15 protein-coding genes are annotated in these 18507 nt (G+C 55.5%); 8 read left to right on the top strand and 7 right to left on the bottom strand.

Going from position 1 to position 18507, the window contains the following annotated elements; genetic code table 11:
• Window positions 1-44: 44 nt before the first annotated feature.
• Window positions 45-1487, bottom strand: a complete 1443-nt coding sequence (locus AC4EYZ_RS15695; protein ID WP_022521748.1) for an aminotransferase-like domain-containing protein — start codon at window positions 1485-1487, stop codon at window positions 45-47.
• A 167-nt stretch (window positions 1488-1654) separates the two neighbouring features.
• Here AC4EYZ_RS15695 and AC4EYZ_RS15690 point away from each other — a divergent pair, with 167 nt between their 5' ends.
• Window positions 1655-1867, top strand: coding sequence for a YjiS-like domain-containing protein (locus AC4EYZ_RS15690; RefSeq protein WP_138799318.1), 213 nt, complete (start codon window positions 1655-1657; stop codon window positions 1865-1867).
• Entirely contained in the window at window positions 1854-2726 is an 873-nt protein-coding gene (locus AC4EYZ_RS15685; RefSeq protein WP_474191440.1) for a PhzF family phenazine biosynthesis protein, read from the top strand. Before AC4EYZ_RS15690 ends, AC4EYZ_RS15685 begins: the two co-directional genes overlap by 14 nt.
• 72 nt (window positions 2727-2798) lie before the next feature.
• Here the strand turns inward: AC4EYZ_RS15685 and AC4EYZ_RS15680 are convergent, their stop codons facing one another.
• From AC4EYZ_RS15680 to AC4EYZ_RS15665, 4 genes are all read right to left on the bottom strand, one after another.
• Window positions 2799-3197 carry an Hsp20/alpha crystallin family protein gene (locus AC4EYZ_RS15680; RefSeq protein ID WP_022521745.1) on the bottom strand — a complete coding sequence of 133 codons (399 nt, stop codon included), beginning with the start codon at window positions 3195-3197 and terminating at the stop codon, window positions 2799-2801.
• A gap of 37 nt (window positions 3198-3234) precedes the next feature.
• Complete coding sequence (locus AC4EYZ_RS15675) at window positions 3235-3696, bottom strand: Hsp20/alpha crystallin family protein (protein ID WP_474191439.1); 462 nt, start codon at window positions 3694-3696, stop codon at window positions 3235-3237.
• A 188-nt stretch (window positions 3697-3884) separates the two neighbouring features.
• Window positions 3885-4160, bottom strand: a complete 276-nt coding sequence (locus AC4EYZ_RS15670; protein ID WP_082116848.1) for a PAAR domain-containing protein — start codon at window positions 4158-4160, stop codon at window positions 3885-3887.
• Between the two features lie 125 nt (window positions 4161-4285).
• On the bottom strand, window positions 4286-5338 hold the full coding sequence (locus AC4EYZ_RS15665) for a class I fructose-bisphosphate aldolase (protein WP_490203865.1): 1053 nt from the start codon (window positions 5336-5338) through the stop codon (window positions 4286-4288).
• A gap of 255 nt (window positions 5339-5593) precedes the next feature.
• Between AC4EYZ_RS15665 and AC4EYZ_RS15660 the strand changes: the two genes are divergently transcribed.
• Genes AC4EYZ_RS15660 through AC4EYZ_RS15645 form a run of 4 tightly spaced genes read left to right on the top strand, consistent with a single transcriptional unit; the run spans window position 5594 to window position 10783 of the window.
• Entirely contained in the window at window positions 5594-6652 is a 1059-nt protein-coding gene (locus tag AC4EYZ_RS15660) for a FecCD family ABC transporter permease (RefSeq protein WP_009285902.1), read from the top strand.
• A complete protein-coding gene (locus tag AC4EYZ_RS15655; protein WP_039857312.1) occupies window positions 6649-7446 on the top strand; it encodes an ABC transporter ATP-binding protein in 798 nt (265 codons plus the stop codon). Before AC4EYZ_RS15660 ends, AC4EYZ_RS15655 begins: the two co-directional genes overlap by 4 nt.
• A gap of 23 nt (window positions 7447-7469) precedes the next feature.
• A complete protein-coding gene (locus AC4EYZ_RS15650; RefSeq protein WP_474191312.1) occupies window positions 7470-8615 on the top strand; it encodes an ABC transporter substrate-binding protein in 1146 nt (381 codons plus the stop codon).
• A 47-nt stretch (window positions 8616-8662) separates the two neighbouring features.
• Complete coding sequence (locus AC4EYZ_RS15645; RefSeq protein ID WP_427769507.1) at window positions 8663-10783, top strand: TonB-dependent siderophore receptor; 2121 nt, start codon at window positions 8663-8665, stop codon at window positions 10781-10783.
• Window positions 10784-10960: 177 nt separating this feature from the next.
• On the opposite strand, the gene AC4EYZ_RS15640 is transcribed toward AC4EYZ_RS15645, so the two are convergent.
• Window positions 10961-11626 carry a LysE family translocator gene (locus AC4EYZ_RS15640; RefSeq protein WP_474191311.1) on the bottom strand — a complete coding sequence of 222 codons (666 nt, stop codon included), beginning with the start codon at window positions 11624-11626 and terminating at the stop codon, window positions 10961-10963.
• 102 nt (window positions 11627-11728) lie between these two features.
• Here AC4EYZ_RS15640 and AC4EYZ_RS15635 point away from each other — a divergent pair, with 102 nt between their 5' ends.
• On the top strand, window positions 11729-12709 hold the full coding sequence (locus AC4EYZ_RS15635; RefSeq protein WP_400670410.1) for a LysR family transcriptional regulator: 981 nt from the start codon (window positions 11729-11731) through the stop codon (window positions 12707-12709).
• A gap of 149 nt (window positions 12710-12858) precedes the next feature.
• Window positions 12859-13413: a TFIIB-type zinc ribbon-containing protein gene (locus AC4EYZ_RS15630; protein ID WP_474191310.1), complete on the top strand. Its 555-nt coding sequence runs from the start codon at window positions 12859-12861 to the stop codon at window positions 13411-13413.
• A 123-nt stretch (window positions 13414-13536) separates the two neighbouring features.
• Here AC4EYZ_RS15630 and AC4EYZ_RS15625 read toward each other — a convergent pair whose 3' ends face one another.
• The gene (locus AC4EYZ_RS15625) at window positions 13537-18474 is read right to left on the bottom strand and encodes a DNA repair ATPase (RefSeq protein ID WP_474191309.1); all 4938 of its coding nucleotides are present in this window, start codon (window positions 18472-18474) and stop codon (window positions 13537-13539) included.
• Window positions 18475-18507: the final 33 nt, after the last annotated feature.

Below are 18507 nucleotides of genomic sequence, written 5' to 3'. Positions count from 1 at the left end.
TATGGATAAAGATAAATGCTCAAGGTTGCGGTTTAGACGTGAACTTAGATAACGCTTGTCGCATGCGTCTGAGCTTCCTCCACCATCTCGGTGGCTAGCTCACCCACGGTACGCACGGCATTTTCGATGCTGGGTGTTAACGTGAACGCATAGTTCAAGCGTAGGCATTGACGAAACTTGCCCGAAGCTGAAAACAGCGATCCCGGCGCTACATGGATAGCATGCTGCGCTAAGCGCTGATTGAGCTTCACACAGTCCACCGCGGCGGGTAGCTCTACCCATAGCAAAAAACTGCCTTGGGGGTAGCTAATACCCGCGCCCTTGGGGAAGTAGCGCTGAATCCAACTGATCATGATATCGCGCTGACGCTGATATTGGCGGGTGGCGTAACGGACGTGGCGCTCGTAGTGCCCTTTGGCGACGAATTCCGCCACTGCCAGCTGCGGCAGCGTGGCTGAAGCACCGGTGGAGACATACTTCATATGCAGTGCCTGATCACGGTAGCGCCCTGGCGCCAGCCAACCCACTCTTAACCCCGGCCCCACGGTTTTGGAAAAGCCGCTGCACAGCATCACGCGCCCGTCATCATCGAAGGATTTCACGGTGCGCGGTCTTGGCAGACTAAATGACAAGTCGCCGTAGATATCGTCTTCGATAATGGCTACATCGAAGCGTTGAGCAAGCTGAAACAGCGCCCGCTTGCGTGCTTCAGGCATGGTGTAACCCAGCGGGTTGTTGTAAGTGGGCGTGACCTGTATCGCGCGGATTGGCCACTGCTCTAACGCTAGCTCCAGGGCTTCCAGACTGATGCCGGTTTGTGGGTCGGTGGGTATCTCCAGCGCTTTTAAGCCGTTGGCCTTGAGTATCTGCATGGTGCCGTAAAAGCTGGGTGAGTCCACGGCCACCACATCGCCGGGCTGGGTAAGGGTGCGCAGCGCGATGGCCAGCGCCTCCTGACAGCCGGTGGTCACCATGATGTCGTCTGGGTGTAGCAAGCAACCGGAGGCAATAGCCAGCCGCGCTACCTGTTGGCGAAGCTCAGGGCTACCGTTCAACTTGTCGTAGTTGAACCCATGCAGGTCATTACTACGATGAAGGCCAGCGAGTATCTTCGACAGCGGCCGCAGCGTCTCATAATCAAAATTCGGTATGCCGCGCCCCAGAAGTAGCCGCACGTCATCACGCTGGGTGGCGACAAGCTCCAGCACTTGATCCCATTGGGAAATATCCAGCGGGCGCTGTGCGGGTCGTGAGACCGACGGCAGCACCGATGGCACGCGGCTAGGCAGAACGAAATAGCCCGATTTTGGTCGAGACTCGATCAATGCAACGTCCATTAGTTGGCGGTAGGCCTCTTGAGCCGTCGAAATGCTAACGTCCAGCTCCTGGCACACCGCGCGAATAGACGGCAACCGATCGCCTACACGGTAAATACCGTGCTCAATACGCTCCCGCAAAATGCCAGCGACTTCTTCGTAGCGTGTCATAACACCGCCCTCCCCCTAGACCAACAAAGATACAGATGCGCAACCAAACCACCATACAGAGGTATAACACGTCCTTCTGTATCGTTAAATCAATCAAACCTATATCTGTATCTTGAAAGTGGCGCTGAGTAACCTAATTAGGCACATCGCCCTCAAGGAGAATCGCCATGCCACGCTTCAGCCTCACCCAGCTTCGTTATCAGCTAAGATCTCAACTGCGCCAGTACCGTCACTACCGTCGTAGCCGCCGCCAGTTACTGGCGCTTGATGACAGGCTACTTGATGATATCGGCATTGACCGTACACAGGCGCTCAAAGAGGGACATAAAGCGTTTTGGAAGCATACACCACTAGATGAGGGGCCTTATGAAAACCGCTGAGTATTACCTACTCGACGTCTTTACCGACCAGCCGTTTACCGGCAACCCATTGGCCGTCTTTCTAGAGGCTGATGGGTTGGCAGCCAGTACCATGCAGGCGCTGGCAAACGAGCTTAACTTGGCCGAAACGGTGTTTTTGAGTGCTGCTACTGGGCCGAATCACTACCCCATGCGTATCTTTACCCCTACTGAGGAGCTACCTTTTGCTGGTCACCCCACAGTGGGCACTGCACAGTTACTAGCACAGCTGAATCTAGTGAGTTCTACACAAACCTTAGTACTTCAGCCCCCTATCGGCGAGTTGGCGGTAAATTATGAACAAGGTAGAACAACCTTTACCACAGCCCAACCCAGCATAGTTGCAGACAGCACTTTTGATCGTATCACTGCCGTTGAGCTGCTGGGACTGGACATTCACCAGGTTATTGGTGATCCCACGATGTCCTCCTGCGGGCTGCCTTTTCATTTGATTGAACTCACCGATGTAGCAGCATTAGAGAGCGTTCATATATCAACGACCACCTGGGCAAGTGCTGTCGTACCCAGCAGCGCCGAACAGATATATCTATATGCGATAGAGCAAACCAACGGAGCAGAAACAGTGGTTAAAAGCCGTATGTTCTGTATGCACACCAGTATCTGCGAAGACCCCGCCACCGGCAGTGCCGCAGCAGCATTGACCGGCTACTTGGCATCACTTCAGCCAAACGCCTTGCAATGCAAGATTCACCAGGGTGTTGAGATGGGGCGTCCCAGCGTTATCTACACAGCAGCAAATGGCGGTATCAAAACCGGTTTTGTGCGGGTTGGCGGTAACGCAGTGGTAGTGGGTAAGGGAGAGTTTTACCTAGAACAGTAACCAAAAGCTGAAACAAAAAAAGAGTGCCCACGATATCGCGGACACTCAGCATCTGTTCTCAGTTGGCTAACGTTATGCTGCCTGTACCTCAATACGGCGGGTACGGTGGCTGTCTTTCTTGGGCAGCGTTAGCGTCAATACGCCGTTGACGAGAGTGGCGGTAATGGCATCACTGTCCACTTCGTGACTGAGGTTAAAACGCCGCGCAAAACGCTGGCCGCGAACCTCGGCGTGCAGCGCGCTCAGCCCTTCGGGCATATTTAGCGCTATCTCACCTTCCAAGCTCAGCACGTTGTTGTCGAGCTCTATTTTCAGCGTTTCATTAGTAACGCCAGGCATATCTGCCACCAGTTTGAGCGCATTGGACTCTTCAATGATATCCACCGCTGGCAGCAGGGTTTCTTGAGAAGGTTGCTCCTCGCCACGCTGTAAAAGCGGGGAGTGGTTGGATGAACGAACAACGTTATTCATGATTTATCCCTCCTTATGCAAGGTTAACAAACATGATTTACGCCGCCTGAACATCAATACGCCGCGGCTTGAGTTCTTCGCGTTTAGGCAACACGATCTCGAACACACCATGGGCATGGCGTGCCTCTGCCCGCTCGGCATCTAAGCCATCGGGGAGTGCAATCACCCTTACAAACTCACCGCTGGCGCGCTCTCGGCGAAATACCGGGCGCGAGCTGCCATCCTCATTGCCACTCGTCACAGAGTCTCGCTTGCCACGTAGCGTCAGCACATTGTCTTGGATATCAATGGTCAGATCAGAGTGTGCCAACCCCGCAGCAAATACATACACACGCACGGCATCATCGCTACGCGCCACATTAATCATCGGGAAACTACCCCGTGGCACCGCGCGAATATCCATCGCATTGCCATCGGGGAAGAAGCCGTCCAACAGTTGACTAAACCAGTCAAACTGCCGAGGCGAGCCGGTTTCAAAACGCTTGAGATCATCGAACATATCGAACACCTCCTACGTTAAGCAGACTGTGAGAATTGTCATAAGAGGCAGCCTCTTACGCAACCCACGGAAGCAGCCTCTACGATGTAAAAAATAGGAGCGGTCAGTCGATTTTCAAGGGTCTGGATGGCAATTTTTGAGGCTTTTTTGACGGCCGTCAGCGCTCCGATCAATGGAGGCAGACACCACTACTTACCGATGATGACCGTCCCCGATCCGGTGATGACTTCATTACCGTGGGCACCCACACTGCTCAGGACAGCGGCTGGCTTACCGTTGACGAATACGGTGGACGAGACTTCGTGAGTAATAGGACTGCCGCAAGCAGATTTATCGTCTAACCTTGCGGCAGACAAGCTATCGTAAAAAACATCAGGCGAGCCACTGACTAGTGGGTTTGTACCGTGCCCTGGTATAGGGCACGCGGTAAGGTCAGTAATACGTGCTGCTGGCTTTCCACTCATGATATAGCTCCTTTAAGCGTATGCCGTTTTAAACATCTCAATAGGACGATTATTTAATATTAATTAATATTCATCAAGTTTGTTAGTGCTCACTTAAGGGCCTACGCTTAGCCAACTGCCAGCCATCAGGCAACCGTAATATCGGTAGAGAGATAGACATCCTGAATCGCATGCAGCAGCTCAACGCCTTCCTGCATGGGTTTCTGGAAGGCCTTACGCCCTGAGATCAAGCCCATACCACCGGCACGCTTATTGATCACCGCCGTGCGCACCGCTTCGCCGAGATCAGAATTCCCCTTGGAGCCCCCGCCGGAATTAATCAAACCCGCGCGGCCCATAAAGCAGTTGGCAACCTGGTAGCGGGCCAAATCAATGGGGTGGTCAGTGGTTAGCTCGCTGTAGACATTGTCGTGCGTATGGCCAAAGCCTACCGCACGATAGCCGCCGTTGTTCTCAGGCAGCTTCTGCTTGACGATATCGGCTTTAAGCGTCGCGGCCATGTGATTGGCTTGGCTGGTGAGGTCGGCGGAGGCGTGATAATCAGTGCCGTCCTGCTTGAAGGCTGGATTGCGTAAATAAGCCCACAAGACCGTTACCATTCCCAATTGGTGAGCGCGCTCGAAGGCCTCGCTAATCTCCATGATTTGCCGACGGCTCTCATGGGAGCCAAAGTAAATCGTCGCCCCCACCGCCACGCACCCCATGTCGTGGGCCTGGTCTACATCAGCAAATAGCGTCTGGTCGTATATCGCCGGATGGCTCAACGTTTCGTTATGGTTAAGCTTGAGCATCATCGGGATTTTGTGGGCATAACGCCGCGCCACCGATGACAACACGCCCAGCGTCGATGCCACGCCGTTACAACCACCTTCGAGTGCCAGCTCAACGATATTGGCCGGGTCGAAATAGCGCGGGTTAGGAGCAAAGGAAGCGCCTGCCGAATGTTCAATGCCCTGATCTACCGGCAGCAGGCTAAGGTAACCGGTGCCCGCCAAACGGCCGTGATTAAAGAACGCCTGCATATTGCGCAGCACCGCTGGGCTGCGGTCGCTATCCGCCATAACACGGTCAATAAAGTCTGGGCCCGGCAGGTGCAAGCTCTCACGGGGTACGCCCTGGCACGTGTGATTAAGCAAACTCTCGGCGTCACTGCCAAGCAAAGCGGCTATATCAGTCATGATGAGCTCCTTTATATTTGTATGTAACAAAAAGTAAGTGTATGCCAAAAACTGCTTAAATAAAGCGTATCGATTTAATAAAGCCTAGCGCTTCAATAGAGCATAGGGAAAGCACCACCGCAATCAGGTGGCGCTAGGTCTCCCGACAGTTGACAAGACTACGACTAAAAGATGAAAATACAATCAAGAATGAGTGTTAGTCGCAAATAAGACTCCTCTTGTTTCCTTCGCTTCACACTTGGAATCACCTTTATAATGCCCGCCTCTTCGCCACTTATTGCGCCGTTGGCATCCAGCTATCGGCGCTTTATCGTTCTCCGTTTGCTGATTGTCGCGGGTTTAGCCATCGCCTTGGTCATCTCCCTGCTGGCTGATATCGCCAGTGGCCCTGCACATATCCCAATGGCTGATTTAATCGCGCTGTTGTTTGATGCCCATGCTCAAGGCCCGATTCAGCAGGCCATTGTCTGGGAGATCCGCATGCCTGCAGCGCTAATGGCGGTACTGGTAGGCGCCACACTGGGCCTGGCCGGTGCGGAAATGCAAACGGTGCTGAATAACCCCCTGGCCAGTCCGTTTACCCTCGGTGTGGGCGCAGCGGCCACCCTCGGCGCATCGCTGGTGATTGTCTTCAACTTTTCCCTGTTTGGCTTGAATGCCCACTACGCCACCGCCTTGATGGCGTTTGTGTTTGCGGCTGCATCGATTTTGACCATCAATGCGCTGTCGCGCCTCTACGGGGCCAGTCGTGAGATTATCGTTCTGTTTGGTATTGCGCTGGTCTTTGTACTCAATGCACTGGTTGCACTTTTGCAGCTCATCGCCAGTCCCGATGCGTTACAGCAATTAGTGTTCTGGACGATGGGTAGCCTGTCCCGTGCCTCCTGGGAGACGGTGGGCATCGTGGCAGCAGTACTGGCAGTGTGCTTGCCCTTCTCACTGCGCAGCGCCTGGGCGATGACGGCACTGCGCTCGGGTGATGAGCACGCACGCAGCTTCGGCATTGCGGTTGAACGCCTGCGGCTTATCTCGCTACTGCGGGTGAGTTTACTTGCCGCTGCGGCGGTCGCGTTTGTGGGCACTATCGGCTTTATAGGGTTAGTCGGCCCACATATGGCCCGGCTGGCGCTGGGTGAAGATCACCGCTTTTACTTACCGGGCAGCGCCCTGGCCGGGGCGTTGGTGCTTTCGCTTGCCTCTATCGCCAGTAAAACGCTGGTCGATGGGTTGGTGCTTCCCGTGGGTCTGGTGACCTCGCTGGTGGGTATCCCCTTCTTTATGGCATTGATCATGATGCAGGGGCGAGCACGATGAAGGCAGGTTTTACGCTCAGCAACTTCACGACCGGTTATCGCAAACGGCGCGTCTTCGACCAGCTAAGCCTGCCCACACTACCACCCGGTTCGCTGGTCGCGGTGCTGGGGCCCAATGCGGTGGGTAAATCGACCCTGTTAAAAGCAGTCGCTGGCCTACAGCCTTCCAGCGGGCAAATGCAGCTCAACGATATCGACCTCGCCAGCCTCAGCGGCGCAGCGCGGATGCGCCATGTGGGCTATTTGCCGCAAATGCTCCCTCAGGCCACCACGTTAGTCGCTTATGAAGCGGTGCTTAGCGCCTGCCGAGCGGTGCGCCCCGATTTAAGCCGCGCGGCGATTGAGGCATTGATTGAGCGAGTGTTCGATGCGCTGGCCATTCGACCGCTAGCCTTACGCCCGCTAAGCGAACTCTCCGGCGGTCAGCGCCAGATGGTGGGTCTGGCCCAGGCGATTGCCCGTCAACCGGCGCTGTTACTGCTGGATGAGCCCACCAGTGCGCTGGATTTGCGTTGGCAGCTGGCACTGATCGATACCGTGCGCACAGTGATTGCGGAACGGCAGTCGGTCTGCCTGATGGCTATCCACGATATCAATCTGGCCCTGCGCTTCTGCGACCAAGTGCTGCTGTTTGGCAACGGTGGTCTGCTGGCTGCCGGCGACCCTCACACGGTGATTACCCCCGACGTACTGCACGCCGCCTACGGAGTCGAGTCACGGGTCGAGCAATGCTCGTTGGGGCGGCCAATTGTGCTTAGCGATCGCGTCAGTGAGCAAACTGCGCACTCCATTTAGCGACGTCAATCCAGGATAACCCAATGCGCCACCTGGCTATCAATCTGTTGTGTTGGATCAGTCTGTTAAGCACTACCGCTTGTTGGGCAGCCGGTTCACAGGCGGGCTTTCCCAAACAACTTACCGATCTCGCCGGGCGCCAGGTAACGCTTTCAGCACCGCCATCACGGCTATTTCTTACCCAGCCGCGCCAGCTCTATGCGCTAGCCAGCTTACTGGATAACCCGACCGAACACTTGGCGGGCTGGGCCTATCCGCTGGCCGTGTTCGACCCTTCCATGGCCCAACGTTTTACTACCCAGTGGCCCGCGCTTGCCCAATTGCCTACGCTTTCACACGCGCCAATCCCCCAGCTCGATAGCGAAGCGCTACTGAATCTGGCCCCGGATCTGGTGCTGTTTGATCTCTCACGTGCCAGCAGTGTTGAAGGCTCCCCTTTGGCGCAGCTACTCGACGAGTTGGGCATTGCCTACCTGTTTATCGACTTTAACCGCCACCCGTTGGAAAACACGCCCAAAAGCCTGGCACTTTTAGGTGAGGCATTAAACGCGACGCCACGGGCCAATCGTATGATCTCTCTGATTGAACAGCGCTTGGCGCGTATCGACCAGGGTTTGGCAGAGCTGAAGTTGACAGAGCATCCCACTGAACTGCCCAGGGTACTGATCAATGTCGCCCCTGGAGTCAAAGTCGACTGCTGCCGTACCAATTTAAGAAACGGGCTGGCCGACCTGGTCGCGCGGGCAGGCGGCGAGAATATCGCCGATGCGTTAACCCCCGGCGCTTCGGCGACGCTAAGCAACGAGTGGGTGCTGAGCCACCCGCCCGACGTCGTTATCAATACCGCGGGGCAATGGGCAGCAGGAGATGGCATCAGCGTGGGACTTGGGATTAGCGATGCGGAGATTGCCCAAGGCCTGCGCTCGCTTAGCCACGAACTGCCCGGCTGGCAGCATCTCGACGCCGTTCAGCAAGGTCAGTTCTACGCGCTCTGGCACGGCTTCCACCAAGGCCCCTTTGCCATTGTGGCACTAGAACGCATTGCCCAATGGCTCTACCCCGAACGCTTCGCCGACCTCGACCCGGCCGCTACCTTCGACGCGCTGCTGCCCGCCCCACCAGCGCTAAGCCGCGAGGGACATTTCTGGGGCGCACTCAACGCGCAATAACGCTTGCTCATTCCACCCACTGACGACAAAAAGGATCTATACCGCCCATGCGCCGTTCTCGAACCATTGCACTGTTTTCGCCGCTGCTACTGCTGAACCCGCTGCCATATGCCTTCGCGCAACAAGCCAACGAGACTACTTCAGAAACAGTTTCAGAAACACTGATCGTCACTTCGGATCGCCTCACTGACGTGGCCCCGCAGAGTTATCGTGCCCAGCGTTCTAGTTTGGCCAGCAAACAGCCGGTGTCGTTTCTGGAAGAAGCCCGCACCGTAGAGACGGTCACCGCCCAGGTGATGGCCGATCATAATATCGACAGCCTCACTGAGGCGATGGCGATGGTTGCGGGGGTCACCGAAGGCAACAATATGGGGGGCACCGAGGATGGCTATATCAAACGCGGCTTTGGCAGCAACAGCGATGGTTCGACGTTGATCGACGGCATTCGCCAGCCCCGGGGCACCTTCTCCATGGCGACAGTGGATCATGTCGAAGTGCTCAAAGGGCCAGCCTCGCTCTTCCAAGGCCAGCAGGATCCTGGCGGGGTAATCAATTTGGTGACCAAACGCCCTGAGTACGAGTGGCAGCGCGAAATCAGCGCCGAAGCCACCTCCTTGGGTGGCGGCAATGCCAGCGTCGATGTCACTGGCCCGCTTGCCGATACCGGGCTTGCCTTCCGCTTTATCGTCCACCATGAAGATGAAGACTCCTTTCGAGCCTTCGGTAACAATCGACGCACTACCGTTGCCCCCTCGCTACGCTGGGAAGGCAGCGACAGTCGCGCGCAGATCTCCTATGAGTATCGCGACTACGACCTGGATCTGGATCGCGGCACGGTGATTGTCGACGGTGAGCCCGCCAAGGTACCCAATGACCGCCGTTTCGATGAACCCTGGTCGCGGGTATTTGGTCACGACGAAGCGGTCACCGCCTGGTGGGAGCAGGATATCAACGACAACTGGTCGACAAGATTGACCTACGGCTGGAACCGCCGCCAGTACAGCGATGGCCAACCGCGGGTACTGCGTGTGAATGAAGATACCGGCGCACTAACCCGCCGTGCAGACGCTAATTATGGCTTTGACCGCCGTGTGCAATACACCGCCTGGGATACCACCGGTACCGCCACTCTGGCTGACATGCGTCACGACCTGACCGTCGGGATTGATCACGAACGCCGCCGGGATTACGTGGGCGATGTGTATCGCGGCTCGGCGGTCACCGACCAGAATATTTATGATATGAGCTACGGCGGTCTTAATCTGGATAGAGATCGCCTTAACACCTCGCGAAGCAACCGCTTGGATGAGATTAATACGACCGGCGTTTATCTCAATGACCGTTGGCACTTCAACGACCGCTGGACGCTGGGGCTAGGCGGGCGCTATACCCGCTATGAGCAGTTTGGTGGCCGTGGCCGCCCCTTCGTGACCGCCACCGATATCAGCGACGATATTTTCCTGCCGTCGGTCAGCCTGCTGCATCGCCTGACTCCGGATACGTCGGTTTATGCCAGCTATAGCGAAGCCTTTGTGCCCAATGGCGCCGACAGCGATACGGGCAAGACGCTGGATCCTGAGCACAGTATGGGCAGTGAGATCGGCGTCAAACACCTATGGAACGACCAGCTCTCGTTAGCCGCTGCGCTATTTGATATCCGCAAGGAGAATGTCGCCGTCTCCGACAACGGCGTCACCCGCACGGTAGGCGAAGCGGGCTCCCGGGGTGTGGAGCTAACGGTTTCCGGCCAGTTGACCGATCAGCTTTCGCTGTTAGGCGCTTACGCCTATACCGATACCGAGGTGTTGAAAGATACCGAAGGTACCGAGGGTAACCGGCTAACCAACGCCGCACGCCACACCGCAAGCCTTTATTTGGCTCACGACCTAGCTACCGGCCCGGAACTGGGCAACTGGCGCCTGGGCGGCGGGGTTCGTTATGTGGGTGAGCGCGAAGGCGATGCCGACAATAGTTTCCAGCTAGACGCCTACACCGTCGCCGATGCGTTTATCGGCTGGGATACCCCTTGGCTGGGCGACAACCTGCACCTGCAGCTCAACGCCAAGAACCTGTTCGATACTACTTACTACCCCTCAAGCGGTGGCAGCACACGGGTAGTGGTCGGCGACCCGCTGGAAGTCAGCCTTCAGGCGTCGGTTAAGTTTTGAACAGGGAATTCCCTTTATAGGCTTCAACCAAATGTGACGGCTGCCAAAGCCGGAAGGCTAGTGCTTGAATACGCCCGATACAATACGTCGGGCGTTTTGAGGTGAAATAGGTGTCAATCTATTTCAGGACTAGACAGAGCTACCAGTTATTCCGCGCACAAGATTTGAGCCCCCTTCTCATTGTGAAAAAGTGAACAGCATTCCTCCGATCCCCCACAACAAACGCATCGAAAAGGCGATGAGCAGCACTCCCATCAACCGCTCGAACCAGTGACCGATACGCAGAAAGCGCTCGCGAACAGGCGGGCTGGTGAACACAAGGCTGACCAACACGAACCAACCGGCATTGACCAGGCACATCCAGCCGCCATAAAACATTTGAATGCGCAATGGCGTCGAATCACTGACCACAGTCGTGAACACAGCCAAGAAAAACAGCGTCGCCTTGGGGTTGGTCGCATTGGTCAGAAACCCCAGCGCGAACGACTGACGAAAGCTCCTTGCCCCTGTCTCGGCTCCGGCATCCAGCGCCAGCCCGGTTGTGTGCTTGCCTGCCTGCCGAATGAACGTGACGCCGAGATATAACAGGTAGGCTCCGCCCACCAACTCGGCCGCACTCAGTAACCAGGGGGTTGTGTGCATCAACGCGCCGACCCCCAGCAAGGTATAGATCACATGTACCGAGATACCGGCACCAATGCCAACCGCCGTAGCGATGCCTAGACGCCTCCCATAGAGCACGCTCTGGCGAATCGTGACGGCGAAATCCGGCCCCGGCGCCACGACTGCAAGAAAGTGGATGGCGGCCAGGGCGAGAAATTCCGCCAGATAATCCGGTGTCATATATCCGCTCCTCTCTCATCGACTATCAATTGTATTAATAAAGAGCGGCTGCGATAATCCAGCGTAAATTCAAATATTTTTTGCCTCATGAGCACAAATAAGATGGTCGCCCTGTTGGGCGAAATGGCGGTCTTCGTCAAGGTCGTCGAAACCGGCAGCTTTTCAGAAACGGCACGCCAGTTGGGCGCAACGCCCTCGGCAATCAGCCGCTCGGTTGCCCGCCTGGAGAAGGCGCTGGGTACCCGGCTGCTCCAGCGCACGACCCGCAAACTGCGGCTGAGCGAAAGCGGGCATGAGGTTCATAGACGTTGCGTCGATATGGTGAGCGCAGCGCAAGCCGTGATGGCCGTTTCCGGGCAGTTCGACCCAGAACCACAAGGTCTAATACGAGTCAGTGTGCCGAAGGCGGTAGGACGTTTTGTCATCCACCCCCACATTCCTGACTTCCTGGCGCGTTATCCCAAAATCGATGTTCTGTTACAGCTCAAGGACAGCTATGTGGACTTGATCGATGATCAGGTGGATCTGGCAATCCGCATTACTGATCGCCCTTCACCAGGTCTTATGGGGCGAAAGCTCATTGACATCGACCACATGCTTTGCGCGACGCCGGACTATCTCAAGCGTCAAGGCACACCAGAGCACCCGCACGATCTGAAAGTGCACAATTGCATTTTTCTGGGCGAGGAGCCCGGTGATTCCCGCTGGAAATTCCAGCGCAACGGCAAGAACGTGAGCGTCAATGTGCATGGTCGCTATGCGGTCAATCACACTGGTGCAAGGCTGGATACGGTCTTGCAACACCTTGGCATTGGCAGCTTGCCGTACTTCACTGCTCGCCATGCGTTGCAGCAGGGACATATCGTCCAAGTACTTCCGGAATGGGAATTCAAGACCCATTATTATTGCGGCGAGGCCTGGGTGCTTTATCCACCAACTCGATATCTTCCGCCGAAACTCAGTGCTTTTATCAGTTTCATGGCCGAGCGACTGGGTCAGGAACCCACTTTGTATAAAGAGCCACCCCAGGAACTACTAGAACTATCGGCCCCTCCCTACGAATCGCCTGAAACCTCCTTTTAGTGGTCGGCGACCCACTGGAAGTTAGCCTGCAGGCATCGGTTAAGTTTTAAGTGTTAATTTCTCGGCGTGACAACTTGCTCTTAATTAGCCTTTGTGACAACTTTCGTACATGAGAAAGATATCATGGACTTAATAGCAGGAACGCGCCAATGAAATGTACCGCATGCCAGCAGGGAAACTTAGTCCCCAGCTTTATTGATGCTCTTTTCCGCAGTCATACTTGCAACAACTGCGGCGGAAATTGGATATTGATTGAAGATTACATAAGTTGGAAAGAGCGTCATCCCGAACACGTGTTTGATGACATTTGTGTTGAGAGCATTGAAGCTGGAGACACCGTAGGCGCACTGATTTGCCCAGTGACCGGCGGCATTATGAGTAAGTTTCGCATTACTAAAGATAATGCCCACCGAATCGACTATAGCGCCCGCGTTGGGGGCGTTTGGTTGAATAAAGGTGAGTGGGAAATGCTGGTTGCGGAAGGACTGGCTGGCAATTTGAACAGCATACTGACAGACGCTTGGCAAAAGCGGATACGTCAGGAAAAGACCAGTGACACCTTTGAAAATCTTTATCGCAGCAAATTTGGCGAGTCCGATTATCAAAAAGCCTGCGACGTTCGTGAGTGGCTACATAACCACGCTCAAAAAGCCGATTTACGCGCTTTCTTAATGGCAGAAAATCCTTTCTCCGCTATTGATTAAGTGCTTTAGGTGGGGGCTTTTAGATAAAAAATCAGCCGCTGATTAACAGCGGCTGATTTGTTATCGACCCAGCATCATTATCGATAACAAATGATTAACCAGGGGGCGGCAATGTAGTCGGCATCAACTCTCCCCCGACCTTACCTTCCCCCACTGCCCAACCCCTTCTGCAATTAAGCTTAACTGTCGAACCACCAAGGCACCGGTCTCTTCATTGCCTCCGGTTAGCTGCCGACGTTGGAACTCACGTTTGATATCTTCCCAGCGCTGCTTTTCCGCTTCGCTCAAAGTGCCTCTAAGCTCTTTCAGCTTGAGTAAATTCTCTTCGGCGCCCTGGGTTAACAGCTGCGCTTCCCCGACATAGTGATCATCAATGATCGCTTCAAGCTCATCGTCGCTAAGGATCGGTGACATCTTCTCCGCCAACCGATTCATATTGCGATAGCTGCCCTGTAGGCGGAACGGCGGCTCGGTACGGTACTCGTCAGCCTGAGCACTGGAGGCGATATACTGTTGATTAACTCGCAGCACCACTTCTCGTGCTTTAAACATATTCTTCAGCACCGCCACGATCTCTTCGTGCTCAGCGGCGCTATAGTCGTGTTCAAAGTCGGTGCTCGGCACCTCGCGGCCCATGGCGATATCCACAAAGCGGTAGAAATCGTCCATGCCCCGCGTGGCCAAAGAGGCGAGCACCGTGTTGGCACTCATGGCATTCTCGATGTAGGAGAGCGCAAACACCTCCTCCATGCCGCTTAATACATCGCCCAGGTTATAAACGTCGGCGCGGTTAGCCAGCATATCGGGCACTTTGAACACGTCGCCGCTTTCGGTGTAGGGGTTACCCGCCATGGCGATACAGAAGCGCTTACCACGCATATCGTAGGTCTTGGTGCGTCCGTTCCAGATACCGTCTACCCGTCGGCTGCCGTCGCATAGCGAGATAAACTTCTGCAGAAACTCCGGATGCGTATGCTGGATATCATCCAGATAGAGCATCACGTTGTTGCCCATCTCAAAGGCGAGGTTGAGCTTGATCAGCTCGGCCCGGGCGGTGGAGTGGGTAGCCGCGTCAGGATCCAGCGAGGTCACATCATGGCCAAGGCTGGGGCAGTTAATCTTCATAAAGATCAGCCCCAGGCGGTTCGCCACATACTCCATAAGCGTGGTTTTACCGTAGCCGGGCGGGGAGATCATCATCAGCAAACCGCTATTATCCGTTCGCCGCGAATCGCCCACCGTGCCCATCTGCTTAGCTAGGTTATCGCCAATAATGGGTAGGTAGCTTTCGGTAATCAGCTTGTTGCGCACAAAGGAGTTCAGCGGCTTGGGCAGATACTCTTCGAGCCTCAACCGCTCCCGCTGCTCGCGTAAAATCAGCTGGCGACGCTCTTGCAGTGCCGTCCAGTCGCGTATCACGACCTGCTCATGGTGGCGCAGCCGCTCCTGAAAGTCATCGAGCTGAAGCGTGAGCTCCTGTTGTTCAAGACGCCCGTGCTGGCCCAATAGGCCGGTAACGGTGAAGGCTAGCTCAACATTATGGGTGGCGGTGCTTAGCCGGTCAGCCGTGTTGAGCATGGCAATCGCTTCAGGCAGGTAGTGCAGCAACGCTTCTTGCTTGGCTTGCCCCGCGTGGGCCTGCAGCCAGTGGGAAGTGATCACCCAGCGGGCGCCGGGGTTACCCGCCACCACGGCCAGGGCCTCTTGGAAATGTGCGTAGTGCCCCTGCTGCTGCATGGAGGTGGTAAAGCTTTCCACCAGGCTGGCGGCGTACTGAGTGACCGGAAAACGTTCGCCTTCTTCAGCTAACTGACGTACCAGGAAATCAGCGGCGCTGCTTATCAAGCTAGACGAATCAGCCTGACCTGACACGCTAGCCAACTGCTGGGTCGTGACAAAGGCATCAAGCTGCGGCTGCACTTCCTGAATCAAAGCCCGTAGCAGATCCTCGTTATTCATAATGCGGCACAGAATGCCTGCCGAAAGACAGCGAGCGCGCAGGTTACGGGTCGCCTCTTCATCATGAATACGATCGGCCCAGAAGAGCATTGCCAATGCCCGCGGCAGTGGCCCAAACCCTAGCAAGCCAGCACTTTGGCGGGCTGGCCACAAGGTGCGTACGATTAACGCAGCATCGTGATCGTGGATACCTTTTTCGTAGCTTTCGCGGTAGCGCGGCGAGGCAAAATTGGCAATCTGACGCTGCAACTCGCTGAAATCTTCCACATTAATCGGCTTAGCACCGGGCTGCGCCAACTCGTCCATAAAGCGATAAGCAAGATACTCGGCGCGATAGACCGCGGGGCTTTCAGAAGGCAGCAGCATACTCCAGTAGTCTTGCAGCTCGGTCAGCCGCTCATCTTCCAGCGGCTCGTAATACTGGGTGCCCGTCAGATGCAGCATGATGCGCTCTTGGCGAGGCACCAGGGTTAAATCAAGATGCTGCTGGTTGACGCTGAAGCGGTGGCGCGGCCCTAAGCGAATAACATCACCACCGGATTCATAAATATCGGAACGGTCGCGCACGCTACGCATGGCGGCGTCTTGGGAGGAGCGCAGGCGTCCGGCGATATCGTCCGCCTCAAGGTTACCGCCCATCTCGCGTAGCTCATCAATCATGCTACGCACTTTGCCCACCATGGCATCCGCTGCGAAGAAGCTATGCAGCTCTTCCAGAGTTTCAAAGCGCTCTGTGCGGCGCTCCACATTAGCCAGAATCCGTTGGCTGGCGTCCGTTAGGGTAGAGACACGACGTTGACGCTCATCCTGCAGCTGCTGGCGGCGTGCTTCGATACTCTCGTGGGCACTTTCACGCTGTTCAAGGATGGTGGTTAAAAATTCATCAAATTCGCCGAACTGACTCTCCAACTCCTGGAGTTGATCGAGGATACGCGTCATCAGCTGATCGCAGTCATCGGGTTCCCGCAACGCGCCCACGCCGTTAGCCAGGCTCTGCTCGAACAGGCGAATCTGGGCTGCAAACTGTGCCTGAGCCTCTGCGCTCCCCTGCTCTCTTAAACGGATCTCCGCTTCGGAGCGCTGCTGATTAATCGAGGCGTAGATGCTGGAGATGTTCTCGGTAATCCGCGTCTGCTCAATAGCATCGCCGCCAGACATCGATGACAGCAACCCTTGAATCATATCCAGGCCCGCGGTTAATTCGCGATAACGCTCCACGCACTCCGCCAACTGCTGGCGATTCTCTGCCTCACCCACCTGCTCTTTCAACGTCGCCAGGGTTTCCCGGTAGCCATCCAGCGCTTCTGGCTGAGCAAGAAAGCTAAAGGTCTGCTGGGTCAGCGATTGTTCCGCTTTATCCAGCGCTTGCTCTAAGGTTTGCAGGCGCTCTTCATCCAGGTAGCGGCGCTCACGCAGCGCCATCAGTCGGCCACGATGGTCGCGTAAGTGCTTCAGGTAGGTGACGAATAGGTCGGGAGTTTTCCAACTGCTGGGCTTTAGCTCCCGCAGCATCGTCGCCTGCTGTTTTTCAACCTCATCTAGCGCCTGAGCAGTCTGAGCACGAATCGCCTGGACTTTCTCATACTCATCGAGCATCAGTTCAGCAGTGTGCTTTAGCTGTTCAAGCGCGGCATGGATCGTCTGGAAATCAGCCTCGCCAATCCAGTGGAACTGGTTCAGCGTGCGGTCAACCCGCCGGATGATGGCATTAAAGTGACGCTCTGACGCCTGCTGCTCGTTAGCGAGCTGCACGATGCTATTGAGCTCGGCAATACCGCGTACCAGATCAGGGTTACCGATTCGGCCTAGTGGCGTGTCGTTACGTACCGCATCCTGGGCATGGAAGCGCTCCGACATAAAGGGCGTCGCCCATACCTGGATAGGATGAACCAGCGTAGGCTCGTCTTCAGCGTAAAAAATCGCTAGGTGACCGTTTTCAAGTATCGCCGCCCCGTGCCCCACCATGGGGGTATCGACCTGCTTGCGGATCAAGTTGTAGCGATAAAGCACCACCTGCCCGGTTTGCGGCGCGTAGAAAGTGTAGAGAACATCTTCGCCGTTTGGCGAGCGCACCATACGTTTGAAGCGCAGGTCTTCCTCGGGTACTTCGTAGGTGGTCAACTCACCGGTATTTAAGTAGTAGCCTGAGGGAAAAATCAGGCCGTGGTTTTCCGGCAGCTCAACGACGGAGCCCGCCATGGCATCAACACGTTTAACGTGCTGCTCAGCACGGTTGAAAAGGTAGTAGCGCCACTGTTGCTCATTGAAGGGCAAAATACGAATCAGCACCACCGCACCAAGATCAGCATATTCAAAGCTGGCATCGTCCAGCGACTGGGAGTCTGACTCCACCGGGTCGCTAAAGACACCCTCGCCGCTGCTGGTGTTGTTCTCAATCTTAAAGGTAATGTGTCCGCGCAGGTTGTCCACGAAGACGGTATCAAGGATATTCAGATGGGGCGCGCGACCCTGCTCCTGCATATCCCGGCCTGCGGTTTGCCAGGAGAAAGCGAAGCGGTCAGGAAAGATCAGGTCGCGCTCGCCGCGATTATCGATATAGCGGCTCACCTCGCCGCTGGCGGCTAACTCCCAACGGAAGACGCGCAGGTCGCTTAGTTTTTCACCGATTTGAAAAGCAATTAGCAGTTTATTGTTAAGGGTGACCAGTTGAACCAGCGTGGCATGGCTGTAGTATTTCTGGAGTTCTTTGAAATCCTGAACAAAGCGGCTCTCGGTGAGGAAGCTATTCGCCATTGGCGCTTCACTTAACTCAAGCCCCTCCTCATCATCTTTGAGGTGGTAGAGCGCAAAAATATCGCTCGCTTCCAGTTCTTTGCGCAGCCCTAATTGAACATTAAAGCCAAACAAAATTTGCTCGCCAATGCGTACCATATCGCGAGCAATGGCGTTATTTTCGGTTCGAACACGGGCCCTACCCAAAAGCGCCATACTACTGCTACCGAAAACGTCAGCGCGGGCGTCATTCAGTTTACCGATCGAAGCGCCCAGTTCGCCGCCCTGGGTTCTCAACCGCCGCTGAATCGTCTCGAATGCGGTGCTTTCTCTGACGATATTTTCAACCGAAGCATGCTCCTTCGACATAGGTATTCATCCTGAAAAGTGCTCACTAGAAAT

This window comes from Vreelandella sp. 162(4c), from assembly GCF_058152265.1.
The sequence above is the reverse complement of the archived record's forward strand: the minus strand, read 5'-3'. Positions and strand labels throughout refer to the sequence as shown.